The organism is Amycolatopsis sp. cmx-11-32 (genome assembly GCF_047608695.1).
Classification (GTDB): Bacteria; Actinomycetota; Actinomycetes; order Mycobacteriales; family Pseudonocardiaceae; genus Amycolatopsis.
In genome coordinates this window covers 36,915-62,428 of sequence record NZ_JADNQN010000006.1, presented here as the reverse complement: position 1 = coordinate 62,428, position 25,514 = coordinate 36,915, and the positions used below count along the sequence as shown (strand labels likewise).

The 25,514-nt window shown below is 69.0% G+C and carries 24 protein-coding genes; 12 read left to right on the top strand and 12 right to left on the bottom strand.

The genetic code is table 11. The annotated features are described in order from the left end of the window. Positions 1-96: 96 nt before the first annotated feature. The 3 genes from ACM6LR_RS19955 to ACM6LR_RS19945 all read left to right on the top strand — a co-directional run bounded on the left by ACM6LR_RS19955 (position 97) and on the right by ACM6LR_RS19945 (position 3,454). Complete coding sequence (locus ACM6LR_RS19955; RefSeq protein WP_414937519.1) at positions 97-1,290, top strand: sensor histidine kinase; 1,194 nt, start codon at positions 97-99, stop codon at positions 1,288-1,290. Further along, a complete protein-coding gene (locus ACM6LR_RS19950) occupies positions 1,287-1,940 on the top strand; it encodes a response regulator (protein ID WP_414937518.1) in 654 nt (217 codons plus the stop codon). Before ACM6LR_RS19955 ends, ACM6LR_RS19950 begins: the two co-directional genes overlap by 4 nt. 71 nt (positions 1,941-2,011) lie before the next feature. Next, complete coding sequence (locus ACM6LR_RS19945) at positions 2,012-3,454, top strand: APC family permease (protein ID WP_414937948.1); 1,443 nt, start codon at positions 2,012-2,014, stop codon at positions 3,452-3,454. Here ACM6LR_RS19945 and ACM6LR_RS19940 read toward each other — a convergent pair. The 3 genes from ACM6LR_RS19940 to ACM6LR_RS19930 are packed head-to-tail and all read right to left on the bottom strand — an operon-like array spanning position 3,426 to position 5,354. Then, on the bottom strand, positions 3,426-4,097 hold the full coding sequence (locus ACM6LR_RS19940; RefSeq protein WP_414944395.1) for a DUF6885 family protein: 672 nt from the start codon (positions 4,095-4,097) through the stop codon (positions 3,426-3,428). The two genes, ACM6LR_RS19945 and ACM6LR_RS19940, sit on opposite strands and share 29 nt — an antisense overlap. Further along, a complete protein-coding gene (locus ACM6LR_RS19935; RefSeq protein ID WP_414944282.1) occupies positions 4,097-4,513 on the bottom strand; it encodes a GNAT family N-acetyltransferase in 417 nt (138 codons plus the stop codon). The genes ACM6LR_RS19940 and ACM6LR_RS19935 overlap by 1 nt, the downstream gene beginning before the upstream one ends. A gap of 46 nt (positions 4,514-4,559) precedes the next feature. After that, positions 4,560-5,354: an EamA family transporter gene (locus tag ACM6LR_RS19930; protein WP_414937946.1), complete on the bottom strand. Its 795-nt coding sequence runs from the start codon at positions 5,352-5,354 to the stop codon at positions 4,560-4,562. Positions 5,355-5,693: 339 nt separating this feature from the next. Between ACM6LR_RS19930 and ACM6LR_RS19925 the strand changes: the two genes are divergently transcribed. The 3 genes from ACM6LR_RS19925 (at position 5,694) to ACM6LR_RS19915 (ending at position 7,422) form a co-directional block, all read left to right on the top strand. Beyond that, positions 5,694-5,873 (top strand): hypothetical protein, encoded by a 180-nt coding sequence (locus tag ACM6LR_RS19925; protein ID WP_410654702.1) that lies wholly within the window; start codon positions 5,694-5,696, stop codon positions 5,871-5,873. Positions 5,874-5,978: 105 nt separating this feature from the next. Next, positions 5,979-6,842 carry an alpha/beta fold hydrolase gene (locus ACM6LR_RS19920; RefSeq protein ID WP_414937516.1) on the top strand — a complete coding sequence of 288 codons (864 nt, stop codon included), beginning with the start codon at positions 5,979-5,981 and terminating at the stop codon, positions 6,840-6,842. Further along, positions 6,823-7,422, top strand: a complete 600-nt coding sequence (locus ACM6LR_RS19915) for a TetR/AcrR family transcriptional regulator (protein ID WP_414937515.1) — start codon at positions 6,823-6,825, stop codon at positions 7,420-7,422. Before ACM6LR_RS19920 ends, ACM6LR_RS19915 begins: the two co-directional genes overlap by 20 nt. Before the next feature lie 168 nt (positions 7,423-7,590). Here the strand turns inward: ACM6LR_RS19915 and ACM6LR_RS19910 are convergent, their stop codons facing one another. The 5 genes from ACM6LR_RS19910 to ACM6LR_RS19890 form a co-directional block, all read right to left on the bottom strand. Beyond that, positions 7,591-8,772, bottom strand: coding sequence for an ROK family protein (locus tag ACM6LR_RS19910; RefSeq protein WP_414937514.1), 1,182 nt, complete (start codon positions 8,770-8,772; stop codon positions 7,591-7,593). Between the two features lie 11 nt (positions 8,773-8,783). Beyond that, the gene (locus ACM6LR_RS19905; RefSeq protein ID WP_414937513.1) at positions 8,784-10,241 is read right to left on the bottom strand and encodes a sugar ABC transporter permease; all 1,458 of its coding nucleotides are present in this window, start codon (positions 10,239-10,241) and stop codon (positions 8,784-8,786) included. Between the two features lie 54 nt (positions 10,242-10,295). Then, positions 10,296-11,069, bottom strand: coding sequence for an ATP-binding cassette domain-containing protein (locus ACM6LR_RS19900; RefSeq protein ID WP_414937512.1), 774 nt, complete (start codon positions 11,067-11,069; stop codon positions 10,296-10,298). An 86-nt stretch (positions 11,070-11,155) separates the two neighbouring features. Next, positions 11,156-12,289, bottom strand: coding sequence for a sugar ABC transporter substrate-binding protein (locus tag ACM6LR_RS19895; protein ID WP_414937511.1), 1,134 nt, complete (start codon positions 12,287-12,289; stop codon positions 11,156-11,158). A 324-nt stretch (positions 12,290-12,613) separates the two neighbouring features. Next, a complete protein-coding gene (locus tag ACM6LR_RS19890; protein ID WP_414937510.1) occupies positions 12,614-14,368 on the bottom strand; it encodes a DEAD/DEAH box helicase in 1,755 nt (584 codons plus the stop codon). A gap of 286 nt (positions 14,369-14,654) precedes the next feature. On the opposite strand from ACM6LR_RS19890, the gene ACM6LR_RS19885 reads away from it, so the two are divergent. After that, on the top strand, positions 14,655-15,779 hold the full coding sequence (locus ACM6LR_RS19885) for a YihY/virulence factor BrkB family protein (RefSeq protein WP_414937509.1): 1,125 nt from the start codon (positions 14,655-14,657) through the stop codon (positions 15,777-15,779). Between the two features lie 132 nt (positions 15,780-15,911). Next, on the top strand, positions 15,912-19,055 hold the full coding sequence (locus ACM6LR_RS19880; protein WP_414944281.1) for an efflux RND transporter permease subunit: 3,144 nt from the start codon (positions 15,912-15,914) through the stop codon (positions 19,053-19,055). 111 nt (positions 19,056-19,166) lie between these two features. Here the strand turns inward: ACM6LR_RS19880 and ACM6LR_RS19875 are convergent, their stop codons facing one another. After that, positions 19,167-20,006 carry a hypothetical protein gene (locus tag ACM6LR_RS19875; protein ID WP_414944280.1) on the bottom strand — a complete coding sequence of 280 codons (840 nt, stop codon included), beginning with the start codon at positions 20,004-20,006 and terminating at the stop codon, positions 19,167-19,169. 123 nt (positions 20,007-20,129) lie between these two features. Further along, entirely contained in the window at positions 20,130-20,372 is a 243-nt protein-coding gene (locus ACM6LR_RS19870) for a DUF3039 domain-containing protein (RefSeq protein ID WP_005164469.1), read from the bottom strand. A gap of 58 nt (positions 20,373-20,430) precedes the next feature. Between ACM6LR_RS19870 and ACM6LR_RS19865 the strand changes: the two genes are divergently transcribed. Genes ACM6LR_RS19865 through ACM6LR_RS19850 form a run of 4 tightly spaced genes read left to right on the top strand, consistent with a single transcriptional unit; the run spans position 20,431 to position 23,677 of the window. Beyond that, positions 20,431-21,237 carry a sporulation protein gene (locus ACM6LR_RS19865; RefSeq protein ID WP_414937506.1) on the top strand — a complete coding sequence of 269 codons (807 nt, stop codon included), beginning with the start codon at positions 20,431-20,433 and terminating at the stop codon, positions 21,235-21,237. Beyond that, on the top strand, positions 21,237-21,881 hold the full coding sequence (locus tag ACM6LR_RS19860) for a hypothetical protein (RefSeq protein WP_414937504.1): 645 nt from the start codon (positions 21,237-21,239) through the stop codon (positions 21,879-21,881). The genes ACM6LR_RS19865 and ACM6LR_RS19860 overlap by 1 nt, the downstream gene beginning before the upstream one ends. A 9-nt stretch (positions 21,882-21,890) precedes the next feature. Beyond that, a complete protein-coding gene (locus tag ACM6LR_RS19855; protein WP_414937503.1) occupies positions 21,891-22,808 on the top strand; it encodes a pseudouridine-5'-phosphate glycosidase in 918 nt (305 codons plus the stop codon). Continuing rightward, on the top strand, positions 22,805-23,677 hold the full coding sequence (locus ACM6LR_RS19850) for a carbohydrate kinase family protein (protein ID WP_414937502.1): 873 nt from the start codon (positions 22,805-22,807) through the stop codon (positions 23,675-23,677). Before ACM6LR_RS19855 ends, ACM6LR_RS19850 begins: the two co-directional genes overlap by 4 nt. Before the next feature lie 132 nt (positions 23,678-23,809). Here the strand turns inward: ACM6LR_RS19850 and ACM6LR_RS19845 are convergent, their stop codons facing one another. After that, a complete protein-coding gene (locus ACM6LR_RS19845; RefSeq protein ID WP_409493218.1) occupies positions 23,810-24,163 on the bottom strand; it encodes a DUF3099 domain-containing protein in 354 nt (117 codons plus the stop codon). A gap of 17 nt (positions 24,164-24,180) precedes the next feature. Continuing rightward, the gene (locus ACM6LR_RS19840; RefSeq protein WP_414944279.1) at positions 24,181-25,446 is read right to left on the bottom strand and encodes an amidohydrolase; all 1,266 of its coding nucleotides are present in this window, start codon (positions 25,444-25,446) and stop codon (positions 24,181-24,183) included. Between the last annotated feature and the right edge of the window lie 68 nt (positions 25,447-25,514).

The following is a 25,514-nucleotide window of genomic DNA, read 5'->3' as shown; positions in this document are numbered from 1 at the left end:
CCCTGCCGAAGGTCCACCGCATCGGCGAACGGCACGAGACCACCGTCATCAGTTCGTAGGACCCCGTCGCCTCCGCCGGTGTGCTGAGATGGAGGCGTGCCCACGTTGGTCCCGCGACTGAGTCACCTTCCGCTGTGGAAACAGGACCTCGTCATCGCGCTGGGCACCTGGGTCCTTGGCCTGCTGGTCTATCTGAGCGGGATGCAGGTGCTCCTGAACGGCCTGGACACGACGCCACTGTGGATCCGGCTGACCGAGCTGACCGTGCTCTGCTCGCTGGAGATGTTTCGCCGCGAGGTCCCGTGGGCGCTGCTCTGCGCGTTGGTCGTGGTCGGCGTGGACGTGGCGGTCAATCCCTCGCTGCCGATCCTCGTCGTCTTCACCGACTTCCTCTACGCGACGACGCTCTACGGTTCGCGTCGCACCAGCCGGGTGATGATCGGCGTCGCCGCGATCGGGACGCTCGCGGTGGTCTGCTTGGCGCTCGTCTTCTCCACGCAATGGCGGGCGGCGGTCCTGCTCGCGTTCGCGGTGCTGCCCTTCCTGGTCACGCCGGTGTGGTGGGCGGCCAACGTGCGCCAGCAGCGGGACATCGCCGACACCGAACGGGCGAACGCGGTCCAGCTGGCCAAGATCGGCGAGCTGGACCGGAAGGCCGCCGTGGCGGGGGAACGTTCGAAGATGGCGCGGGATCTGCACGACGTCATCGCCGGGCATCTGTCGGCGATCGCGATCCAGTCCGAGGCCGCGTTGACGATGTCCTCCGCCGACCCGAAACTGTCCAGGAAGGTCCTGGAATCGGTGCGGGAGAACAGTGTGAGCGCGCTGGAGGAGATGCGCGCGATGATCGGGCTGCTGCGCGCAGATCCCTCCACCGGGAACACCGAGATCGAGCCGACCGCGCCCGCCCGGCTCGCCGAACTGTCCAAACTGGTCGAATCGGCGCGGGCGAGCGGGCTGACGGTCGAGGTCGGGTCCACTGTGGACTCGTCGCGCCCCCTGCCCGCCGCGGTCGATCTGACCGCGTACCGGATCGCGCAGGAGGCGCTCACCAACGCGGTCAAACACGGCGCGGGAGGACGGGCTTCGCTCGACATCAACGCAGACGGGAGCATACTCACCGTCGAAGTACGCAATGATCTTCGACCGGGTCTCCCCGACGGTTCCGGGACCGGGCTCGGCCTGCTGAACATGCGGGAAAGGGCGTCCGCCGTGGGCGGCAAGCTCGCGGCGGGCCCGTCGGGCGCGGGCTGGCTGGTCCGCGCGGAACTGCCTCTGGAGGGGTTTTGACCGTCAAAGTGCTGGTCGCCGACGACCACGGCGCGATCCGTGCCGGGTTGATGATGATCCTCGGCAACGCCGAGGGCATCGAGGTGGTCGGCGAAGCCGCCGACGGCGCGACAGCCGTCCGCCAGGCGAAGGCGCTGAAGCCGGACGTCGTGCTGATGGACGTCCGGATGCCCGGCGTCGACGGCATCGCGGCCACGCGGGAACTGACCGCGGAGGGGCTGTGCGAGGTCCTCGTGCTGACCACCTTCGATCTCGACGAGTACGTCCACGCCGCGTTGCGGGCGGGTGCGGCCGGGTTCCTGCTGAAGTCGGTGGAAGCGTCACGGCTGATCGAGGCGGTGAAACTGGTCGCGGCGGGCGAAGGGGTGCTCGCCCCGCAGGTCACGCGGAAGCTGATCGCCGCCTTCGCCGCGGGGACCCGCGAACCTTCCCTCGTCCCCGCCGGACTCGACGAGCTGACCGAACGCGAGCGCGAAGTGCTGGCGTGCCTCGGCGGCGGCCTGTCGAACGCGCAGATCGGCACGCGGCTGCACATCGGCGAGACCACGGTGAAGACGCACGTGTCACGGGTGCTGACGAAGCTGGCACTGCGGTCGCGGGTGCAGGCGGCGATCATCGCGCAGGAGAACGGCGTCGTCCTGGACGACTGACGTGACAGGAACCGATCTGCGAGGTGGACGGCGATCTTCTAGCGTGGCCCTCCATGCGGCGAATTCTGGACGTGGACGAGGTCCTGAAGCGACAGGACTCCGGTGAGCTGAAACGCCGCCTGCACGGGCGCGATCTGGTCGGCTTCGGGGTCGGCATCATCATCGGCACCGGGATCTTCACCCTCGCCGGCGTCGAGGCGAAATCCCACGCCGGTCCCTCGGTCACCCTCTCGTTCGTGCTCGGCGCCGTCGTGGCCGGGATGGCCGCCCTCTGCTACGCCGAACTCGCCTCCAGCGTGCCGACGGCCGGAAGCGCCTACACCTACGCCTTCGCCACCCTCGGCGAGACGTTCGCCTGGATCATCGGCTGGGACCTGTTGCTCGAGTTCGCCCTCGGCGCGGCCGTCGTGTCGCGCGGCTGGTCCGGCTACCTCGCGAATCTGATGGGGCTCTCCCCCGATTGGTTCGGCGAAGACGCGAAAGTGAACGTCGGCGCGGTCGCGATCATCGCCGTGCTGACCGTGATCGCTGTCATCGGCATCAAGGAGTCGGCGCGGGTGACGAATCTGCTCGTGCTGGTCAAGGTCGCGGTGTGCGTGCTGATCCTCGCGGTCGGCGTGTTCTACATCCGCGGCGAGAACCTCACTCCCTTCATCCCGCCGTCCCAGCCACCGACGGAGACGGCGGGGGCGCTGCACCAGCCGATCGTGCAAGCCGCGCTCGGGCTCGAACAGTCCGTCTACGGCATCGCCGGAATGGTGACGGCCGCCGCGGTCGTCTTCTTCGCCTACACCGGTTTCGAAGCACTCGCCAACCTCGGCGAAGAGACCTTGAACCCCAAACGCGATCTGCGGGTCGGCATCCTCGGCGCGCTCGGCGTCTGCGCCCTGCTCTACATCGGTGTCTCGCTGGTGCTGACCGGGATGGTGCCGTTCGCCGAGATCGACACGGGCGCCCCGCTCGCCGACGCCTTCGACCGGGTCGGGCAGCACTGGGTGGGCGCGCTGATCTCACTCGGCGCGGTCACCGGGCTGACGTCGGTGATGATGGTGGAACTGGTGACGATCGGCCGGATCGGGTTCGCGATGGGCCGCGACGGCCTGCTGCCGAAGAAGTTCGGCGCGGCGCATCCGCGCTGGGGCACCCCGCACCGGATGACCGTCGCCGGTGCCGTGCTGATCGCGGTGCTGGCCGCGTTCGTCCCGATCTCCGAACTCGCCGACATGGTCAGCATCGGCGCGCTGTCGGCGATGATCATCGTCGCGGTGGCCGTCCCGGTGCTGCGGAAACGCCGCCCGGACCTGGAACGCCCGTTCACCGTGCCGTTCTCGCCGTACCTGCCCATCGTGGCGGCCCTGGCGTGTTTCTACCTGATGCTCAACCTCGACGTGATGACCTGGCTGCGGTTCGCCGCGTGGCTGTCGCTTGGAATGCTGATCTACGTCTTCTACGGGCGTAAGCACTCCCGTTTCGCACAGAACGACCTCAACTGCTCCACAGACCGGCCGTCGTGATCGCGGCGACGGCGGCCTCGGCGTCGCCGTCGTCGACCACGACCAGCATCCGGTGCAGCGCCGCGACCACCCATTCCACCGGCTGGTCGTGCAACCCGTTGTCCCCCAAGGACGGGTAGCCGTCCATAATGGACACCAGGGTCCCTTCGGTGCCGATCCGCATCCCGGTCACCAGTACGGAATGCCCGGTCGCCGGACGCCGGCGGGACGACCACAGCGGCGGGACACCCGTGTCGAGGTAGTCGAGCAGCGCTCGTGCCGGGGTGTCGTGCGCGCCGAATTCGGCCGGGTCGACCTCCGCGATCAACGCCACCCGCGGCAGGTGCCACAACGCGGCCAAGAGCATGAACAACGACTGCGGCGCCCAGTTCCCGGTGGCGGGCACCGCGGCGAGCCGTCCGCCCGACAACGCCTCGATCGCCCGCGACAGACCCTCCGGCGTGGTACCCGCCGATGCCGCAGCCTCGTCCTGATCGGCGACGCCGAACCCCGCGGCGCGCAGGGCGGCCAGCGCCGTGAAAGACCCGGCGAGCCCGTCCTTCTGCGGGAGTTCGGCCCGCGCGACGGCGACGAGATGCTCGCCGCCGGGCAGCCAGCGGCGACCGGACAGGCCGGTCCGGTCGCCGTCGATTCCGGAGGACATCAGTCTTCGAAGACCCACGACTGCATGATGAAGGGCCCTTCGTTCGCCGCCCCTGCCGAAGCGTAGGTCGCCAGCGCGGCCTCGTTGTCCGTTTCGACTCCGACCCACATCCCGCGGCAGCCACGCTCACGCGCGATCCCGGCCAGTGCGTCGACCAGGTCCCGGCCGATCCCGCGCCGCTGATAGTCCGGGCTGACGTCGAGTTCGTTGAGGAACATCTCGGTGCCCTTGTCCGGATGCGTCACCTCGGTGCCGGTGATCATCCCCGCCGGGCGGCCGTCCTCGTAGGCGATCAGCAGGTGGTTCTCCTCCCCCGAGAGGAATTTTTCGGAGGCTTTCCGCTGTGCGGGGCCGTCGAACAGGTGCTCGGCGGCGACGACCTCCTCGACGGAGCTGGCCCGCCGGATGTCGGCCACGTGTCCTCCCGGTGCTGGTAGCGCCACAGGCTGGTCAGTATCCCGGTCAGAGGGGCGCCGAGCCATCGCGTTTCCCCGGTGAACGCAGCGCCACCCCGGCGACGACGGCCAGCGTGCCGAGCGCCTCGGGCGGGGCCGGGACCTGCTTGAGCCAGAGGAGCCCGATCACGCCCGCCGTGACCGGCAGCAACGCGAGCAGCAGGGCGAACCGCGCCTGCCCGGCCTTGCGGAGGACGACCTGGTCGAGCGCGTATGGCACGACGGTCGAGAGCACGGCCACCCCGATGCTCAGCAGCAGCAGCCGTGGTGAACCCCACACCGCGCCGGTGTCGAACGCCAGCGGCGACAACATCACGGTGCCGACGGCGAACCCGACGGCCAGCCCGTCGATCCCGTTCCCGCCGACCGCGACCCGCTTCCCGAGCAGGATGTACCCGGCCCAGGCGACCGCCGCCCCCAGCGCGAAGAGCACGCCGAGCAGGCTGCCTTCGAGGCGGACGTCCGCGATGGCCACGACGCCCGCCACCACCAGCAGCAACGCGAAGACGTCGCGGCGGGTGCGTGAACCGAACGCCGCGACCAGTACGGGCCCGGTGAACTCGAGAGCGACGGCCGTGCCCAGCGGCAGCCGCGCGATCGCCTCGTAGAAGAGCACGTTCATCCCGGCGGTGACGATCCCGAAGACCCCGGCGAGCAGGAACGTGCGCCCGGTCCACGCCGATCGAGGAGGCCTGCGCCACGCCAGGAGGACCACGGCGGCGCCGAGACAGCGGAGCCAGGCCACCCCCGCGGGTGAGGCGACCGAAAAGAGACCTACGGCCACAGCCGCACCGGCGTACATGGAAATTCCGCTGAGAACGAACAAGACCGGCGCCGGAACGTCGGAAAGGCGGTTCCGGACGACTGCGATACCCACCCTCGCATGGTGCCTGACGTGGGAAAAGGCGGGCCAGCGGGGAGTCGTCTCCTACGTTGCGTGATTACGCTACGGCATACGAGGTAATTACCAGTGACAAATGAGACACCCGCACGGGAACACTTGCGGGCCGCCAAACGTCTGGAAGAGTGGAAGCACGAACACGGCGGGGCCGGGAACGAACGTTGCCGGCATCAGTGCCGAAGTGGTCGTAGCTGGATCGATGGCACCGGGTCACCGGTGCCGGGACGGAGGGAGACTCCAATGACTTCACCGACGCTCACCCGCCCCGAACTGACCGCTGCCGACCGATGCGACCGGTGTGGTGCTGCAGCCCAGGTTCGAGCCATTCTCAGCACCGGTGGCGAGTTGCTCTTCTGTGGTCACCACGCCCGCGCACACGAAACGAAGCTCAAAGAACTGTCCGCGGACATTCAGCGGTAGCCACCAGTCCACGACCACCCGGCGGCCGGCTGCTCCCCATGGAGCACGCCGGTCGCCCTGTTTTTCGCCTGACACTTACATACAGACAGCATGTATGTTGTTGGTATGACAACCAGTGAACTCCTCGGCGAGGTGCACGAGGTGGACCTCGCCGGCGCCCGTATCCGCTACCGGGACCGCGGCGAAGGCCCTCCCGTGGTCTTCGTGCACGGGCTGCTGACCAACGGGCTGCTATGGCGCAAGGTGGTCCCTTCCGTCGCCGAAGCGGGCTTCCGCTGCCTGACCCCGGACTGGCCGCTGGGCTCGCACGAGATCCCGGTCCCCGGGGCCGACCTGAGCCCGCCCGGGGTCGCCGCGCTGATCGCGCGATTCCTCGACGAACTCGACCTGACCGACGTCACCGTGGTCGCGAACGACACCGGCGGCGCGCTGACCCAGCTGCTCATGACCACCTCCCCCGAGCGGGTCGGCCGGGTCGTGCTGACGCCGTCGGACTGCTTCGAGCGGTTCCTGCCGCCGATGTTCGCGGCGCTGAGCCCGCTGGCGCGGATCCCCGGCGGCACCTGGACGGCGATCCAGGCCCTGCGCTGGCGCTGGCCGCTGAAGGCGACGGACTTCCTCTGGCTGGCCAAACGTCCGGTGCCGGACCACATCCTGGACGCCTACCTGCTGCCCAGCAGGCGGAGCACGGAAATCCGCGACGACCTGCGCCGGTTCATGGCGGGGATCAGCAACCGGTACACGCTGACGGCGGCCGGGCGGCTGCCCGCGTTCGGGAAACCGGTGCTGCTGGTGTGGGCGCCCGAGGACCGGCATTTCCCGCTGTGGCTGGGCCGCAAGCTCGCCGGGATCCTGCCGAACGCCGAGCTGAAGACGATCGAGGACTCCTTCACCTTCGTGCCGGAGGACCAGCCGGAGCGGCTGAGCGGCCTGGTGGTGGAATTCCTGCGTGCCCACGCCACGACGTAGCCAGACCGAGCGATCGCGGTCGACGCGGACCGCCCTGATCACGGCGGCCCGGACACTGTTCGCCGACCAGGGTTACGCCGCCGTGCCCGCCGACGAGATCGTCCGGGCGGCAGGCGTCACCCGCGGCGCGCTGTATCACCACTTCGGGGACAAACAGGGATTGTTCCGCGCCGTGGTCGAGCAGATCGAAACGGAGATCACCGACGAGCTCAAGGCCGTCCTCCGGGCCGAGGAAGACCCCTGGACGGCCGCGTTCGCCGCGCTGGCCCGCTTCCTGGACGTCTGTGTGCGGCCCGAGGTGGTGCGGATCTCGTTCACCGACGCGGTCGGCGTCCTCGGCTGGCAGGAGTGGCGCGAACTCGAGTACCGCTACGGGCTCGGGATGATCACCGAGATCCTGGAGGCCACCGCCGCGGACGGGCGGCTGGTCGAGGCGCCGGTCCCGGAACTGGCGCAACTGGTGCTGAGCGCCTGCACCGAAGCCGCGCTGATGATCGCGCACGCGGAAGACCCCGAGGCGGCCAAGGCGAAGGCGATGCAGGCCCTGGCGGCGCTCCTGTCCGGTCTCGTTCGCGCTTAGGTACCTACGGGATCGCGGTCCGTGAAGGACTCCTTGAGGGACCCAGAGTCCCTCAAGGAGTCCTTCACGGACTCAGAACACTCGGCAGGTCGCCCCAGTGGCCCCACAGTCACCACGGGTGGGCCCGCCCCGGCGTACCTGAAGAACCGTCCCTGCCACTCACGAGTCCTAGACCGTATCCAAGATCATCTCGAACGCCGCTTCGGCCGCGCCCAGCAGCTTCACGTCGGCACCCAGCGCGGAGCTCACGATCTGCGTCCCGCCGACCGCCCGGCTCACCAGGCTCCGCCGCCGGACCTCGGCCGCCACCGACCGCACGACCGAATCGGGCAGCACGGTGAGCAGATCGCCCAGCACGACCAGCTGCGGGCCGAGCAGGTTGACCACGTTCACCAGGCCCAGCGTCAGCCATTCCGCGAACTCCGAGAGCCGTTCCTCGGCCGCGTGCGGATCGCGGCCCAGTTCGCGTAGTTCGAACAGGATCGCCCCACGCGGGGTGTCCTCGGGCAGGTCGAGCGCGCGGCACAGGGCCGCCTCGCCGACCTCGGTCTCCCAGCAGCCGCTGGACCCGCAGTAGCAGGGACGGCCGCCGGGCCGGATCGCCATGTGCCCGATCTCGCCGACGTAGCCGGCGCCGCCGCGCAGCGACGAGCCGTCCGCGATGATCCCTCCCCCGACACCGACGTCGGCGGAGACGTATACGGCGTCGGACGAGCCCCGCGCGGCGCCGCGCAGGTGTTCGGCGATGGCGCCGAGTTCGGCGTCGTTGCCGACGAGGATGGGGATGCGCAGCACACCGCCGAGCCGTTCCCCGAGCGCCACGTCGGTCCAGCGCAGGTTGGGCGCTTCGTGGACGTGCCCGTCCATCCGGCGGACGACGCCGGGCACGGACACCCCCGCGGCGATCGGCTGCACGCCGAGGTCGCCCGCCAGCATGGTGGTCGACTCGATCACGTGCGTGATCACCTCGTCGGCCTCCCGCGTCCGGCCGTGGAGGTTCCAGCTGTTGCGCCCGAGGATCTGGCCGCCGAACCCGACCAGCGCGATCGCGACGTGTTCGACCTGGAGGTCGACCGCGAGCACCACCGCCGCGTGCGGCTGCGGCAGGACCAGGAGCGAGGGGCGGCCCGCCCCTCGTCCCGGCCTGGGGACCCTCTCCTCGACGACGCCCGCTTCCGCGAGCCCGTCGACGAGGGTCTTGATGGTGCTGCGGTTGAGCCCCAGCTCGGTGGCCAAGGTCGCCCTGGTGCTCGGGCCGCTGACGTGCAGCAACCGGAGCAAGGTCGTGCGGTTGTGCCTGCGCACCTCGTCTGGTCGTGCAACGGGTGTGCTGGTCACGGGCTTCATCATTCCATGCGGACTCAGCGCGGCGACGCAGCCGCGCGGCGCCGGGACAGCGCGTCCACCGTCGCCGCGAGCAGCAGCACGAGACCGGTGACGATGTTGACCACCGCCGCCGACTGCTTGAGCAGGCCGAGCGCGTTTTCGACGACCGCGAGCACGAGACCACCGATGACCGCGTCGACGACCCGGCCCTTGCCGCCGAACAGCGACGTGCCACCGATGACCGCGGCACCGACCGCGAACAGCAGCGTGTTGAGGCCACCGGCCTGCGGGTCGACCGAACCGACTTTCGACGAGTAGACGATCGCGCCGATCGCCGCCACCGCCGAGCAGATGACGAACACCGACGCCCGGATCTTCTCGACGTTGATACCGGCACGGCGGGCCGCTTCACGGTTGCCGCCGACGGCGTAGATGTGGCGCCCGTACTGCGTGCGGTTGAGCACGTAGGTACCGAGCACCAGCAGCGCGAGCACGATCGGCACGACGTACGGGACACCGGAGATCACGATGTTCGGGTTGGGCGCGCGGTTGATCGTGAGCAGGTAGGTCGCGATGGCCGCGACGACCGCGATCGCGCCGACCTTGAACAGCACCATCGGCGTCGGCTGGGTGACCAGGCCCCGTTTGAGCCGGGAGAAGTGCTGTCCCAAGGACACCGCGGCGAACCCACCGGCGGCGACCACGAACAGGATCCAACTGCCCACTGTGGACAGATTGCCGTTGGCGACCTTGAACAGCACGTCCGAGGTGCTGATGCCGAGCGTGCCGCCTTCACCGATGAACTGGAGGATGACACCTTGCCAGGCAAGGAAAAGCGCCAGCGTCACGACGAACGAGGGCATCCCGATCTTCGAGACCAGGAACCCGGTGAGGACACCGATCGCGCCGCCGACACTGATCGCGAGCACGATCTCGATCCACGGGTTGGCGGCCGCTCCGGACAGCACCAGCGCGATGGCGAGCACGGCGAAACCGACACCGGCCCAGATCCGCAGAATCACCCCGAGCAGACCGGCGATCGCGAGCACGACGAGGAACGTGATGAACACGCCGTTCCCCATACCGCCCAACAGGTTTCCGTTACGCACGTAGTGCATCGCCAGCACGGCGGCGGTGACGCCGGACGCGGTACCCGCGGACAGGTCGATCTCGCCGAGCAGCAGCACGAACACGATGCCCATCGCGATGATCGCCTTGCCGGCGCCTTGGGCCATCAGGTTCGCGATGTTGTTCATCGTCAGGAAGGTGTCCGACAGCAAGGCGAACACGATCACCAGCACGAGCAGGCCGAGCAGCGCCGGGAGCGAACCCAGCTGCCCCGCCTTGAGCCGGGAGAAGTAGTCGCCGAGCGCCTCGCCCGTTGACATCGATGTCGTGTCGATGCCGAAGTCCGTGATGGCCGCCGACGGGTTGAGCGCGGCGGCCACCGGCTTGCCCCCCTCCGGCGAGGCGGGCTTTGCAGTCTCAGTCATTTCCGGTTCTTTCTCGCCATTGTGTCTTTGGAGGGCCCGCTATCGCTCGGCCGCTCAGAGGATGGCGGCTTCGGGGCGGGCAAGGCCGAGATCGCCGGAACGGCCGGCGGTGATCAGTTCCACGACCTGGCCGTGGGTCACGTCCTTGGTGTGCACCTCGGCGACGAGACGGCCAAGGTAGAGCACCGCGATGCGGTCGGCGACCTCGAAGACGTCGGCCATGTTGTGGCTGATCAGCACCACTCCGAGGCCCTGTTCCGCGAGGCGGCGGACGAGGTCGAGCACCTGGCGGGTCTGCGCGACACCGAGCGCGGCGGTCGGCTCGTCGAGCAGCACCACCTTCGAGTCCCACAGCACGGACTTGGCGATCGCGACGGTCTGCCGCTGCCCACCCGAGAGGGCCGAAACCGGCGTGCGGACGGACTTCACGGTGCGGACCGAGAGCGACGCGAGTGTCTCGCGGGCCGCCTTCTCCATGCTGGCCTCGTCGAGCAGCCATCTACTGCCGCGTTCCCGGCCGAGGAACATGTTCTGCACGATGTCGAGGTTCTCCGCCAGCGCGAGGTCCTGGTAGACGACCTCGATGCCCAGATCCGCGGCGTCGCGCGGGCCCTGGATGTGCACCGGCTCGCCCTGGAACTTCACCGTGCCCGAGTCGTAGCCGTGGATCCCGGCGATCGACTTGACCAGCGTGGACTTGCCGGCACCGTTGTCGCCGACCAGCGCGGTGACCTCACCGGCGCGCACGTTGAAGTCCACGTCGTGGAGGACGTGGACCGGTCCGAAGCTCTTGTTCAGCTGCTTCAGTTCGAGGATGGGTTCACTCATGGGGGTTCTCGAATTCTCCCGGCTGGGAACCGGGCCGGGGCGCTGTCTGGCGAGCACGCCCCGGCCCGGTCGTCTGGATTAACGGGTCAGGAGATACCGAGCTGCGTACAGGCCGAGGCCAGGTCGCCGCCGCAGATCTCGGCCGCCTTGACGTAGCCCTGCGTCACGACCTCCTTGACACCGTCCTTGGTGGTCAGCTTCGGCTCGAGGAGCACGGACTTGACCTCGCGGTTGCCCTTCGGGTCCTTCGCCTTGCTGGTGGCCAGCGCGTCGGCGCCCGCCTTGTCGCCCTTGGCCAGCAGGACGGCGAGCTTCGCCGCGGCCTCGGCCTCTTCCTTGATCGGCTTGAAGACGGTCATGTACTGGTCGCCGCGCAGGATGGCCATGAGGCCGTCCGCGGTGGCGTCCTGGCCGGTGACCGGGACCTTGCCGTTGAGACCGTTCTTCTTCAGCACGGTGATGACCGCGCCCGCGAGACCGTCGTTCGCGGCGACGACGCCGTCGACCTTGCCCTTGTTGTCGGTCAGGATCTGCTCGAAGGTCTGGCCACCCTTCTGGTTGTCCCAGTTGTCGATGGCCTGTTCACGGACGAGCTTCAGCTCGTTGCTGGCGAATTTCGGCTGCAGCACGGACTTCTGCCCGTTGGCGAACAGCGTCGCGTTGTTGTCGGTCGGGGCGCCCTCGATCATGACGACCTCGGCGCCCTTCTTGTCCTTCAGCGCGTCGGCGAGGCCCTGGCCCTGCAGCTGGCCGACCTTCTCGTTGTCGAACGAGACGTAGTAATCGGAGCTGCCGCCGAGGTTCAGGCGGTCGTAGTCGATCGTCGGGATGCCCGCGGCCTGCGCCTTCTTGGCGACCGCCGAGCCGACCTCGCCGTTGATGGCGGCGATGATCAGGACCTTGACGTTCTGCGCGATCATGCCGTCGGCCAGCGTGGTGAACTTCTGGACGTCGCCCTGCGCGTTCTGGACGTCGGCGTCGAAGCCCGCGTCCTTGAGCGCCTTGGTCAGGAACGGCTTGTCGAAGGACTCCCAGCGCGCGGAGGTCGCGGTCTCCGGGAGGATGACGCCGACCTTGCCGCCGGCGGCGGCACCACCCGGGGCGGGGGCGGACTGCGAGGAGTTGCCGCTGCCCGAGTCGGCGGAGTTGGCGCCACAGGCGGAGAGCACCAGGCCGGCGCCCACCGTCGCGGCGAGGAGGGTAAGGGTTCTGCTGCGCATCCTCGAACCTTTCCGAATCTTGCTCGCGGGCGGCGATCCTGGCGGACCGGTCGCACCATCGCGCATATGTTGTGGCCGACAACATATGCCGCCGAACGGGTTCGCGGAAGACGGCTGGATCGATTAAGCCTCGTCGAATGGACACGGTTTGGCAACGTGCCCGTAGCAAGACGTACGCAGTCTAGGTCCGCTTACAGTGTGACCGCCACCACTTACACAGCGTGCTCTCCGCCGCTCCGCGCCTCCACTCCCGAACGCTATGAACGGTCCGTTCCTTGCAAAATTTGCAAGGAACGGACCGTTCATAGCGTTCGGTACGGGGCGCTACCAAGTGCGCAGGGTGACGATCCGCTCTTCGAGCTGTTCGACCGTCGCCATCGCGGTCGGCGGTCCGCCGCAGATCCGGCGGAGTTCGTTGTGGATCGCGCCGTGCGGCTTCCTCGTCCGGTGGTGGTGCACGCCGACCAGGGCGTTCAGCTCCTTGCGCAGGGCGCCGAGCCGCTCGCTGACCGACTGCGGCCGCGCCACCGGGGCCTGCTGCTCGGCCTTGGGCTTGCGCCGCTTCTCGTCCGAAAGCTGCTCTTCCTGCCGCTTCCGCAGCAGGGCGCGGACCTGGTCCGGTTCCAGCAAACCCGGCAGGCCGAGGTACTCCTGCTCCTCGTCGGAACCGGAGAACACCGCGGTGCCGAAGGAGTTGCCGTCGTAGATGACCTGGTCGAGCTCGGCGGAGGCGCCCAGCGAAGTGAACGCCTTCTCCTCTTCGCCCGGCTCGTCCTCGGTGCGGTTGGCCTGGGCGAGGAGTTCGTCCTCCCAGCCTTCCTTCTCGCGGTGCGGCTTGCCGAGGACGTGGTCGCGCTGGGCCTCCAGCTCACTGGCCAGTTCCAGCAGCACCGGCACGCTCGGCAGGAACACCGACGCCGTCTCACCGGGTTTGCGCGAACGCACATACCGGCCGATGGCCTGCGCGAAGAACAGCGGGGTCGACGCGCTCGTGGCGTAGACGCCGACCGCGAGACGCGGCACGTCGACGCCCTCGGACACCATCCGGACCGCGACCAGCCACCGGTCGGTCGAATCGGAGAACTCCTTGATCCGCCCGGACGCCTTGGGGTCGTCGGAAAGGACGACCGTCGGGGTCTGACCGGAGAGACGTGCCAGGATCTTTGCGTAGGCACGTGCGGAGTCCTGGTCGGTGGCGATCACCAGGCCGCCGGCGTCCGGGATGCCGTTGGCGCGCAGCTGCGCGAGACGCGTGTCCGCGGCCTGCAGTACCGCCGGGACCCACTCGCCCGCCGGGTCGAGCGCGGTGCGCCAGGCCCGTGCGTTCTGCTCGGCGGTCAGCGGCTCGCCTAGCCGCGCGGTGAACTCCTCCCCCGCGCTCGTGCGCCAGGAAGCCTCACCGGAGTAGGCGAGGAAGACGACAGGCCGGACGACGCCGTCGGCGAGCGCGTCGGCGTAGCCGTAGGAGTGATCGGATTTGCTGCGTTGGAAGCCCGAGCCGTCGGGCTCGTAGGTGACGAACGGGATCTGCGAGTCGTCACTGCGGAACGGGGTCCCGGTCAGCGCGAGACGGCGGACGGCGGGTGTGAACGCCTCACGGATCGCGTCGCCCCAGGACTTCGCGTCACCGCCGTGGTGGATCTCGTCGAGGATGACCAGCGTCTTGCGGTTCTCGGTGCGCACGCGGTGCAGCGTCGGATGCGCCGCGACCTGCGCGTAGGTCAGCGCGACACCTTGGTAGTCGCGCGACGTGGCACCGGCGCCGTTACGGAAGTTCGAGTCGATCGCGATCCCCGCCGCCGCCGCCGAGGCGGCCCACTGGTGCTTCAGGTGCTCGGTCGGCGCGACGATGGTGATCGCCTCGATGGTCCGGTCACTCAGCAGCTCGGCGGCGATCCGGAGACCGAACACCGTCTTCCCCGCGCCAGGCGTCGCGACCGCGAGGAAGTCCTTCGGCCCGGTCGTCAGGTACTTCGTCAGCGCGCGGCGCTGCCAGGCACGCAGCGGGCGGGCGGTGCTGTCCTTCGCCGCCGGAGGCGCGCCCAGCCCGCCCCGATTTCGCTCAACCGTTTCCGACATGCCGGTCACCTCCTCTTTACCGCTCACGTGACGAGCCACTCATCTGCAAAGCGCCTGTTCACCGCTGTCTGACAAGCGAAAACCCCCACTTTGGTATCCGGCCGCGACGCCGGCGCCTGAGGTGAGGGCACTCCAGTGAGCCTACCTGCCGGGCCCGTGGAACGCCGGAAGCGCCACCCCCGTTGTCGGGTTACTCACCCGAAAACCCAGGGGTGGCGAGCCGAACACCCGGACATGGACCATGCTGGACCCCGTCAAGGGCGCTCGGCGCTGGCGGAGGAGCTGCATGAGCGAGGAGAACGGCCGGAACGAGACGGCCGCCGAGGTCGCGAAGGTCCGTAGGGGCCCGTTGCGTCTGCTCAGCCGCACGCTCAACAAGGCGTGGGAAGGCAACATCTTCTCCGAGGCCGCCGAAGCCGCGTTCTGGCAGACGCTGTCGCTGCCGCCGCTCCTGCTCGGCCTCCTCGGTTGCCTCGGGTTCGTCGGCGACTGGTTCGGCCAGGAGGTCGTGACCGCGGTCCACGACCGGATCATCACCTTCAGCAAGACGATCTTCAGCGACAACGCCGTCCACGACATCATCGAACCGACGGTCAACAGCATCCTGTTCGTCGGCAAGGGTGAGATCGTCTCGATCGGCTTCCTGATCTCCCTGTGGGCGGGTTCGTCGGCGATGTCGTCGTTCGTCGACGCGATCACCGTGGCGCACGACCAGTACGGCGTCCGCAACGACGTCTGGCAGCGGATCTTCGCGCTGCTGCTCTACCTGGCCGGGCTGGTCATCCTGGTGGTCGGGCTGCCGCTGCTGGCGATCGGGCCGGACCTGCTCCCGCAGTTCTTCCCGAACGAGTGGCGCGACACGGTGTCGTACTGGGTCGGCACGCTGTACTACCCGGTGCTGGCCGTGATGATCGTGCTGGCGCTGACGACGCTGTACAAGCTGTCCCTGCCGCGCAGGCTGCCGTGGCACCGCGGGCTGCCGGGCGCGATGCTCGCCATGGTCTTCTTCCTGCTCTCCAGCATCGGCCTGCGGATCTACCTGAACTGGATCACCAAGACCGGCTACACCTACGGCGCGCTCGCCGCGCCGATCGCGTTCCTGCTGCTGATGTTCTTCATCGGGCTCGCGGTCGTCTTCGGCGCGTACTTCAACAGCGCGATCCAGGAACTGTGGCCCGCCAAGGCGACCAAACGCCAGCGCCGGAAATGGCGGCGGCTGGAGATGGAACGCGCCAGCGAACGGCTCCGCGCCGAGGAGGGCCGCAAACTGTGGGAACGGACGACCGTTCCGCTGCGGCGTCCCCGCCCGGACGGCGAGGAACCCGACAGTGAGCCCGAACACGATGCGGAACAACTAGTGAACGAAGAGTCGCCCAGCGAAGCCGATCAGGTGACAGAACGGCGAACTTGACGCCGGGTGGCGGATAACCTCCTCCCGAAGTCGTAGCCCAATTCCACCCGTGGTGTGAATCCACTCCACCCCCCGCCATGAAAAGCTCGCGGTAATCCACACGTTCCCGAGCACTACCTGGGGGATCCCGCCATGTCCACGCTGGCCAGACTGAGCCTGCGCAACCGAAGTCTCATCGGGCTGCTCGCCTTGGTGGTCGTCGGCTTCGGTGCCTTCGCACTGCCGCAGCTCAAGCAGCAGCTGTTCCCCTCACTGCAGTTCCCGCAGGCGCAGATCATCACGCCGTACACGGGCGCGTCGCCGGACGCGGTCGACCGCCAGGTCACCGAGCCACTCGAAGGTGGCTTGCAGGGCCTGAAAGGGCTCGAAGAACTGAACTCGACGTCGTCGGAGGGCTTGTCGCAGATCACCGCGCAGTTCGAATTCGGCACGGACATCGACGCCGCCGTCGGGCAGATCCAGCGCGTCATCGACGGGGTCAAGGCGCGACTGCCGCAGAACACCGAACCGACGGTGTCCGCGGGATCCACCGACGACCTCCCGGTCGTGCTGCTCGCCGCCGGGACCACCGGTGACCCACAGGCGCTCGCACCCGCGCTGACCGGGGAGGTCGCGCCGGAACTGCGCAAGATCGACGGTGTGCGCGAGGTCGAGGTGACCGGCGCGCGGCAGCCGCGGGTCACGATCGCGCTGGACTACGCGAAGCTGGCCGCGGCGGGCGTCGACCCGTCGTCGATCGCCACCACCCTGCAGACCGCCGGTGCCGCCGTCCCGGCCGGGACGCTGACCGAAGGCGACAAAACGCTCACCGTCCAGGTCGGCGGCGGACCGACCACAGTGGACACGATCAAGGACCTCTACCTGACACCGTCGGCCACGCCGTCGTCGCGTCCCGGTGCACAGGCGCCGAAGCCGGTACCGGTCAAACTCGGTGACGTCGCGGACGTCCAGGCCGGGTTCGCCCCGGCGACGTCGATCACGCGCACCAACGGCAAGCCGAGCCTCGGGCTCTCGGTCACCATGGTGGAGAACGGGAACGCGGTCGCGATCTCGGAATCGGTGCGGGACAAGCTGCCCGGGCTGTCGAAGAAGATCGGCGCCGAGATGAGCGTCGTGTTCGACCAGGGCACCCCGGTCAAGGACGCGATCAGCGGCCTGACCACCGAGGGCCTGCTGGGACTGGCGTTCGCGGTCATCGTGATCCTGTTGTTCCTGATGTCACTGCGGTCCACGCTCGTGACGGCGGTGTCGATCCCGCTCTCGGTCGTCGTGGCGCTACTGGCGTTGTGGACCGGTGAGCTGTCGCTGAACCTGCTCACCCTCGGCGCGCTCACCATCGCGATCGGCCGGGTGGTCGACGACTCGATCGTGGTGCTGGAGAACATCAAACGACATCTGGCGTACGGCGAGGCGAAGGATCGCGCGGTCCTCGACGGCGTGCGCGAGGTGGCGGGTGCCGTGACCTCGTCCACCCTCACCACCGTCGCGGTGTTCCTGCCGATCGCCTTCGTCGGCGGGTTCGTCGGCGAGCTGTTCTCGCCGTTCGCGATCACGGTCACCGTGGCGCTGCTGGCTTCGCTGCTGGTGTCGCTGACGATCGTGCCGGTGCTCGCGTACTGGTTCCTCAAGCCGGCCGAGACTCCCGCGAACGAGCACGAGGCCGAGCTCACGCGGCAGGCCGCGGAAGACAAGGAACGCCGCGGGCTGCTGCAGCGCGGGTACGTGCCGGTGATCCGGTTCGCCACCCAGCGCCGCGTCATCGTTGTCCTGCTGGCGCTGATCATCTTCGGCGGCACGGTCGGGCTCGCGTCGCAGCTGAACACGAACTTCCTCGACCAGTCCGGCTCGACGACGCTGAGCCTTTCGCAGAAACTGCCGCCCGGCACCAGTCCCGAAGCCAAGGAGAAGGCCGCCGGCGCGGTGGAGCGGGCACTCGCCGCCGAACCGGCTGTCGAGACCTACCAGGTGAGCATCGGCGGAGGCGGTTTCTTCGGCGGTGGCGGGACGGCGACCAACATCCAGGTCACCGTCGCCAAGGACACCGACGTCAACGCGCTCTCGGATCGCTTGCGGGGCAAGCTGAGCGGGCCGGAACTCGGTGAGGTCAAGATCGGCGCCGAAGCCGGCGGCTTCAACTCCGATGAGGTCTCGATCACCGTCACCGCACCCGACGAAGCCTCGCTGAAGCCCGCCGCCGAGCAGGTCCGCCAGGCCCTGTCCGGAGTGCCGGAGCTGACCGAGGTGACCAGTGACCTCGCGCAGGGCTCGCCGCGCGTGCAGGTCGAGGTCGACGCCGCCAAGGCCGCCGCGAGCGGGCTTTCGGCGACGACGATCGGCCAGATCGCGAACCAGGCCATCGCCGGCCGCACGGTGACCCAGTTGCCGGTGGACGGGCAACGCACCGACATCGTGCTGCGCGCGGGCACGGCCCCGGTGTCGGTGGACGCGATCAAGGCGCTGCCGATCCCGGGCGCCACCGGCGTCGTCCGGCTGGACACCGTCGCGACGGTGTCCACTGTGGACGGACCGGCCGCGGTGCACCGCACCTCGGGTGAGCTGAGCACCACGGTCACCGCCAAGAACACCGGCGCGGACCTCGCCGCCACCACCAAGGCCATCCAGGCCAAACTGGACGGTCTGACGTTCGGCGGTGGCGCGGCGTACAAGCTCGGCGGGGTCAGCGAGGACCAGCAGGAGGCGTTCGGGAACCTGTTCCTCGCGCTGCTGGCCGCGATCGCGATCGTGTACCTGATCATGGTGGCGACGTTCCGCAGCCTGCTCCAGCCGCTGATCCTGCTGGTGTCGATCCCGTTCGCCGCGACCGGCGCGATCGGGCTGCTGCTGGCCACCGGGACCGCGCTGGGCCTGCCCGCGCTGATCGGCATGCTGATGCTCGTCGGCATCGTGGTGACCAACGCGATCGTGCTGATCGACCTGATCAACCAGTACCGGGCTTCGGGGATGAGCGTCGCCGAAGCGGTGGTCGAAGGCGGCAGGCGACGGCTGCGGCCGATTCTGATGACCGCGGCGGCGACCATCTTCGCGCTGGTCCCGATGGCGCTCGGCCTGACCGGCCAGGGCGGGTTCATCGGGCAGCCGCTGGCGATCGTGGTGATCGGCGGACTCGTCAGCTCGACGCTGCTGACGCTGATCCTGGTGCCGACGCTGTACACGATGGTCGAGACACGGAAAGAGAAGCGCCGCGCGAAGAAGGACACTCGACGGTCTTCGACGACTCCGGCCACCGAGACACTGACACCCGAGCCGACTTCGTAACGGCGAACTCGCGTGATTGAACGGCGATCTCGCGTGATCGGCGGGGCAACTCGTGTGTTGCCCGTCTAGTCACGCGAGTTCGCCGTCTGGTCACGCGAGTTCGCCGTCTGGTCAGGACTTTCGGAACCGCCAGGTCTTGCTGTCGAAGGCCACGCACCACGAAGGTGACAGCACGACGACCCGCAGGGTCCCATCGGCGGCGACGTCGATGCCTTCGGTTTCGAAATTCCCGCTACAGGTGCTCTTCAGCGGCAGCTGCCCCAGCGAAGTCACCCGGCCGGTGACGTCCGAACCGGAAAGCGCACCGGAGAGATCCACCTGCAGCAGCGGCTTCGTGGTCCCGAACAGTGAGCCTTCGGGGTCGTCGGAGGAGCACAGCAGCCGTGTCGCGGTGACGAAGTCGCAGCCCTGGATGTCCCGCACCGGCCGGTCGAGCCGGATCGCGGCCGAGTACGGCAGGTTCGCTGACGGGTTCGTATGCGCGACGCCGGGCATCGGGTGCACGAGCAGCCGGTCCATCGTGCCCCACTCGCCCGCCACCATCCAGCGCGCGTCGGGTGTCACGGCGGCGAACGAGTTGTTGTTCGCTTCCCAGGATTCCAGCGTGTGCGTGTAGTTCGCCCAGGTCCCGTCGGGCGACTCGACGCGGAAGAGCTTCGCGCCCCGGTCGTCGCGCTGGTACGGCTCGACGTACCAGCCTCGCGCCGAACCCGGGTCGCCGACGTGGTTCCAGCCCTGCGACGACAGGTTCACCGGAACGGTCGTGATCCCGGTGTAGCGGTAGACGGTCCCGGACGGCCGTTCGATGGTGGCCAGGCCCTGCCCCTCGTCGAGCGGGCGGGCGTTGTCCGAACCGACCGTGGTCCAGCCGGTCACGGCCTGGGCGGCGGCGGCGGGTGAGAACACCGCGACCAACGCGGCGATGGCGAGCACGATCCCGGTTCTACGCATGAAGACTCCGTCCCGGTGGGGTTTCGCTGGCGGGTACTGATTACCAGCGATCACCGGGACGGACAGCCGCCATGTGAAGGATTTTCAGATCTTGTCCGGTTTCGGACACCGGACGGCCAGGTGTCAGTCGCCCGGCTTGAGACCGTCGTAGATCTTCTTGCAGTCCGGGCAAACCGGCGAACCGGGCTTCGCCGACTTCGTCACCGGGAAGACCTCGCCGCACAGCGCCACCACGTGCGTGCCCATGACCGCGCTTTCGGCGATCTTGTTCTTGCGCACGTAGTGGAACATCTTCGGCGCGTCGTCATCGGTGCCGTCGGTGCCCTCGGGGCGGGTATCCGGCTTCGGAAGGGTCTGTGTACTCACCCCTCCATAATGCCCCAAAACCTCCTGCGCACACCGGGGACCTGGCAGGATCTCGCCCATGTTCCAGAAGGTGCTCGCGACATTCGGTTCGGGCGGGGCGAAGATCGACGCCCGGCTGCTCGACCGTTCGGTCTCCCCCGGCCGCCCCCTGCGGGGCGAGGTCCTGCTGCTCGGCGGCGAAGTCGATCAAGAGATCAACGGTCTCTCGGTGAAGCTGCTCGCTCGTGTCCAGACCCCGGACGAGCAGAGCCCCAAGGTCGAGGACCTCGAATTCGGCACCCAGCAGCTGGCAGGCCGCGAGCGCGTCACGCCCGGCCAGCAGGTCCGGATCCCGTTCGAGGTCGCCCTGCCATGGGAGACGCCGATCTCCAGCGTCTTCGGCAAACCACTGCCCGGTATGGCCATCGGCCTGCAGACCAGCCTCGACATCGCGAACTCCGTCACCGACCCGGCCGACGTCGACGGCGTCGCGATCGAGCCGCTGCCCGCGCAGAAACGGATACTGGACGCCTTCAGCCGGATCGGCTTCGTCTTCCGCGAAGCCGTGCTGGAACGCGGCCGGGTCAACGGCGCGACCCAGCAGCTCCCGTTCTTTCAGGAGATCCGCTTCACCCCCTCGCCGCGGTTCGCGAACGTCTTCACCTCGGTGGCGGTGACGTTCCTGTCCTCGGCGGCGGAGACGCAGGTCGTGCTGGAGGTGACCAAGCGGGTCCGGGTGTCCAAGAGCGGCGGGTTCGGTGGTCGCGGGCAGGAGTTCCTCGGCTTGTTCAAGGTCGACCACGCCGCGCTGGAGCGGGTCAAGTGGGAGCCGCAGCTCGAGGGCTGGCTGCACGAAGTGGCCAAGTCACGCGGAATCTTCGACTGATGGACTGGCTGCCCGCGGTCACCCGGCTCGGCGGCGATCACCAGGTCGCCGCGGTCGCGTGGAACGACCTCGAGACCCGCTACGCCGAGCCTCACCGCCACTATCACGATCTCCGGCACGTCACCGCCGTCGCCCACGACAGCGGTGACCTGGCCGTCGCGTTCGGCCTGGGTGCCCGGCACCGGGCGATCGTCGCCGTGGCCGCCTGGACTCACGACGTCGTCTACGACGCCCGTCCCGGCGACGACGAACGGGCCAGCGCGGCCTGGACCCGCGACGAACTCACCAACGCCGGGGTCCCCGCGGCCGACATCACCCGCGCGGAGGAACTGGTCCTCGCCACGATCGAGCACTCGGCGCCCCCGGAAGACCTCCTCGCCACGGCACTGCTCGATGCCGACCTCGCGATTCTCGGCGCCACGCCCGAGGTGTACGAGGGATACGCGAGCGGTGTCCGGGCCGAGTACTCGATCTACCCCGACGAAGACTGGCGGGCGGGACGCGCGGCCGTGCTGGAGAACCTGCTGGCCCGGCCGCGGCTGTACCGCAGCGAGATCGCGCGGGCACGCTGGGAGAGCAAGGCTCGGGAGAACCTCACGAACGAACTGACCCGATGGCGTGACGCGGACCCACATCACCGATGATGTTCGTTCGTGACTCCGCAACTGTCCCTTCACGAAGAGGTCGCCTCCGCCCTCGCCGCCGGTGATCCCGTCGTCGCACTGGAGAGCACCATCCTTTCCCACGGTCTCCCGCCCGGCCGCAACCTCGACGTCGCCCGGCGGCTGGAGAAGGTCGTCCGGGACGGCGGCGCCGTCCCCGCGACGATCGCCGTGCTCGACGGCGTCCCCCTGGTCGGGCTCACCGGCGAGCAACTGGAGCGCGTCTGCGCGCCCGGCGCGGACCTGGACAAACTCTCCCTGCGCGACCTCGGCCCGGCCGTCGGGCTCGGCCGCTCCGGGGCGACGACGGTCGCGAGCACCGCGGCACTCGCCGCCGCGGCCGGGATCGGCGTGTTCGCCACCGGCGGGCTCGGCGGAGTGCACCAGGGCTCGGCACAGAGCTGGGACGTCTCGGCGGATCTGGGCGTGCTCGCGAAGGTGCCGACCACGGTCGTCTGCTCCGGCGTGAAGTCGGTACTCGACATCGCGGCGACCCTCGAAGTGCTGGAGACCAATTCGGTGCCCGTGCTGGGTTACCGCACCAGCGAGTTCCCCGCTTTTTACCTCCGCTCGTCCGGTTTCGAGGTGCCGTGGCGGGTCGACGACGCCGCGCGGGCCGCCGCGGTCATCGCCGCGCATCGCGCGCACGCCGAATCCGGTGTGCTGCTGGCGAACCCGATTCCGGAATCGTCCGAAATGGACAAAGAGCTGCACGACCGCTTGCTCGCCGAGGGGCTGGAACTCCTGCGCTCGCGAGGAGTGCACGGCAAGGACGTGACGCCCGTGCTGCTGGAGCACTTCCACACCGCCAGCGGCGGCGTGAGCCTCGACGCGAACGAGGCACTGGTGCTGTCCAACGCGGAACTGGCCACCGAGGTCGCCGTCGAGCTCGCCGGGAACGCGGCATGAGCGGGATCGTGGTCGTCGGCGATGTCGGCCTCGACGTGGTCGCGCGGCACGAGGGCCCCATCCCGCACGGCGGTGACATCCGCGCGAAGGTCCACTTCACCAGTGGCGGCGCGGGCGCGAACACCGCGCTCTGGCTGCGCGCCGAGGACGCGGAGACCACGCTGATCGCGCGGATCGGCGACGATTCCGGCGGCCGCATGGTGAAGAGCGAACTGGAAGCGGCGGGCGTCCGCTGCGAGTTCGCGGTGGACCCCGAAGAGCCGACGTTCTGTGTAGTGGTGCTCGTCGACGGCACCGGTGAGCGGAGCATGCTCGCCGACCGCGGCGCGAACTCCCAGTTCAGTCCCGAGGACATCACCCAGGAGGCGCTGACCGGGGCGAGCCACCTGCACCTGTCGGGCTACGTCCTGTTGCAGCCGTCGTCACGGCCCGCGGCGCTCGCCTCGCTGGCGGCGGCGAAGAAGGCCGGGCTGACGACGTCGGTCGATCCGCAGGCGGCGACGCTGATCACCGATCCGGCGGCCTTCCTCGACGACGTGCGCGGCGTCGACCTGCTGATGCCGAATACGAGCGAACTGGTCGCGCTGACCGGGTCGAGCGACCCGGAGGCGGCGAAGGAACTGCTGGACTACGTGGGTGAGGTCGTGGTCACCGCCGGTCTCGACGGCGCCAGCTGGATCGACGCGGGCGGCACCATCACTTCGGTGCCCTCGCAGCCGGTCGACTGCATCGACTCCACCGGGGCCGGGGACGCCTTCGACGCCGGTGTGCTGGCGGCGTGGCTGCGCGGCGAGTCCACCGTTGAGGTCCTTCGCGCCGGTACGCGCCTTGGTGCTCGTGCGGTCGCGAAGGTCGGGCCGCAGCCCTAGCGTCACGTGATCAGACGGCGATTACACGTGATCAGACGGACAACACGCGTGATCAGACGGACAACACGCCGCGGGATCCGGCTACGGGCACGTCTCCTACGTGCAATCACGTGATTGCACGTAGGAGACGTGTCAGCCGCCGTCGATGACCTGGTGGCCGCCGCCCTCGATGCGGGTCGGTTCGGCCTGGAAACGGTTGACCGACTCGCTCTTGCGCGGCGGCCGGTCGTTGGCCACCAGGACGGCGATCCAGGGCAGCGGGATCGAGATCGCGATCAGCGCCAGCGCGAGCCACCAGGTCTCGTAGAAGATCCCGGCGAGGATGAGGCACGGGATGCGGAACGACATCATGATGATGTACTTCCGCTTCCGTTTGGCGAGTTGCTCTTCGTAGGACGGGGCGGCTTCGGTGATCAGCACCGGAGCGGGTTCCCTCGGTTCGGGACCGTGGGCAGGCGCGTTCACAGCACCACCTCCGGCTTCCATGCTCCCACTCGCCGGGCTCATCCGACACCCGGGTGGGTGAGCCGGTGCAAGGCCGCCACCACGAGCGTCTCGACGCCGGTCGAAAGCGTGGGATGCGGGATCGGCGCGAAGAGCGGCGAATGGTTCGACGGGATGTCCTGTTCGAACCGGCCCGCGGTCATCGCGGAGATCACCTGGTCCGCGTCCAGCCCGCCGACCAGCCAGAACACCGACGGCACCCCGGCGGCGCGGCCGAACTCGCTGAAGTCCTCGCTGCCGGTGACCAGCGGCGCGGGCATGACGCGGCCCTCGCCGAAGTGGTCGAGGAAGGCGGCGGCGAGGCCTTCGGTGGCTTTCTCGTCGTTCTCGGTGACCGGGAAAGCACCGATGCGCTCGATTTCCGGTGGCTTCGGCGCGCCCGCGGTGGCCGCCTCGCCGTTGACGATCCGCTCGACCGCGGCGACGACCTTCTCCCGCACAGCCTGGTCGAACGAGCGGATGTCGACCTCGAGGACGGCGTGATCGGCGATGATGTTGTGCGTGGTGCCGACGTGCAGCGACCCGACGGTCACCACGGCCGACTCGGTCGCCGGGATCTCCCGCGAAACGATGGTCTGCAGCTTGAGCACCACGGACGCGGCGAGCACCGCGGGATCCACCGTGGTCTCGGGGCGCGAGCCGTGCCCGCCCCGGCCGTGCAGCGTGACACGGAGCACGTCGGTGGCGGCCATGAGCACGCCGGGCCTGGTCAGCACCCAGCCCGCCGGACCGGGCACGACGTGCTGGCCGAGTACGACGTCGGGTTTGCCGGCGGGCTCGAAGACCCCGTCGCGGACCATGCCGACGGCGCCGTCCCCTGCCTCCTCCCCCGGCTGGAAGACGACCATCAGCGTGCCGGACCAGTGCTCGCGCCCGGACGCCAGCAGTGAGGCGGCGCCGGAGAGCCAGGTGGCGTGCATGTCGTGGCCGCAGGCGTGCATCACCGGCACGTCGCGGCCTTCGGCGTCCACGCCACGCGCGGTGCTCGCGTAAGGCAGGCCGGTCTTCTCCTCGACCGGCAGCGCGTCGATGTCGGCGCGCAGCATCACCTTCGGGCCGGGCCCGTTGCGCAAGACGCCGAGGACGCCGGTGCGGCCGATCCCGGTGTGCACCTCGTAGCCGTCGGCCTCCAGGCGCCTCGCCAGTTCGGCGGCGGTGCGGGTTTCGGCGAACGACAGCTCCGGATGACGGTGGAGGTCGATGTACAGGTCTTCCAATCCGGGCAACGCCGCCTGCAGCGGTGCCAGGACACTTTCAAGGCTCACGACCTCATCCTGGCAGTATTACCCACCGTGAGCAGAAGCCCCGACACACCTTTCCCATCGCAATCACC

Bases quoted from the DNA above. Each gene is read 5' to 3' on its own strand.
- ACM6LR_RS19940 (WP_414944395.1), bottom strand. From the start codon at position 4,097: ATGTCCTCCGGAATCGACGGCGACCGGACCGGCCTGTCCGGTCGCCGC.
- ACM6LR_RS19930 (WP_414937946.1), bottom strand. From the start codon at position 5,354: ATGTACGCCGGTGCGGCTGTGGCCGTAGGTCTCTTTTCGGTCGCCTCA.
- ACM6LR_RS19925 (WP_410654702.1), top strand. From the start codon at position 5,694: ATGACTTCACCGACGCTCACCCGCCCCGAACTGACCGCTGCCGACCGA.
- ACM6LR_RS19920 (WP_414937516.1), top strand. From the start codon at position 5,979: ATGACAACCAGTGAACTCCTCGGCGAGGTGCACGAGGTGGACCTCGCC.
- ACM6LR_RS19910 (WP_414937514.1), bottom strand. From the start codon at position 8,772: ATGATGAAGCCCGTGACCAGCACACCCGTTGCACGACCAGACGAGGTG.
- ACM6LR_RS19905 (WP_414937513.1), bottom strand. From the start codon at position 10,241: ATGACTGAGACTGCAAAGCCCGCCTCGCCGGAGGGGGGCAAGCCGGTG.
- ACM6LR_RS19900 (WP_414937512.1), bottom strand. From the start codon at position 11,069: ATGAGTGAACCCATCCTCGAACTGAAGCAGCTGAACAAGAGCTTCGGA.
- ACM6LR_RS19895 (WP_414937511.1), bottom strand. From the start codon at position 12,289: ATGCGCAGCAGAACCCTTACCCTCCTCGCCGCGACGGTGGGCGCCGGC.
- ACM6LR_RS19890 (WP_414937510.1), bottom strand. From the start codon at position 14,368: ATGTCGGAAACGGTTGAGCGAAATCGGGGCGGGCTGGGCGCGCCTCCG.
- ACM6LR_RS19885 (WP_414937509.1), top strand. From the start codon at position 14,655: ATGAGCGAGGAGAACGGCCGGAACGAGACGGCCGCCGAGGTCGCGAAG.
- ACM6LR_RS19880 (WP_414944281.1), top strand. From the start codon at position 15,912: ATGTCCACGCTGGCCAGACTGAGCCTGCGCAACCGAAGTCTCATCGGG.
- ACM6LR_RS19875 (WP_414944280.1), bottom strand. From the start codon at position 20,006: ATGCGTAGAACCGGGATCGTGCTCGCCATCGCCGCGTTGGTCGCGGTG.
- ACM6LR_RS19865 (WP_414937506.1), top strand. From the start codon at position 20,431: ATGTTCCAGAAGGTGCTCGCGACATTCGGTTCGGGCGGGGCGAAGATC.
- ACM6LR_RS19860 (WP_414937504.1), top strand. From the start codon at position 21,237: ATGGACTGGCTGCCCGCGGTCACCCGGCTCGGCGGCGATCACCAGGTC.
- ACM6LR_RS19850 (WP_414937502.1), top strand. From the start codon at position 22,805: ATGAGCGGGATCGTGGTCGTCGGCGATGTCGGCCTCGACGTGGTCGCG.
- ACM6LR_RS19845 (WP_409493218.1), bottom strand. From the start codon at position 24,163: ATGGAAGCCGGAGGTGGTGCTGTGAACGCGCCTGCCCACGGTCCCGAA.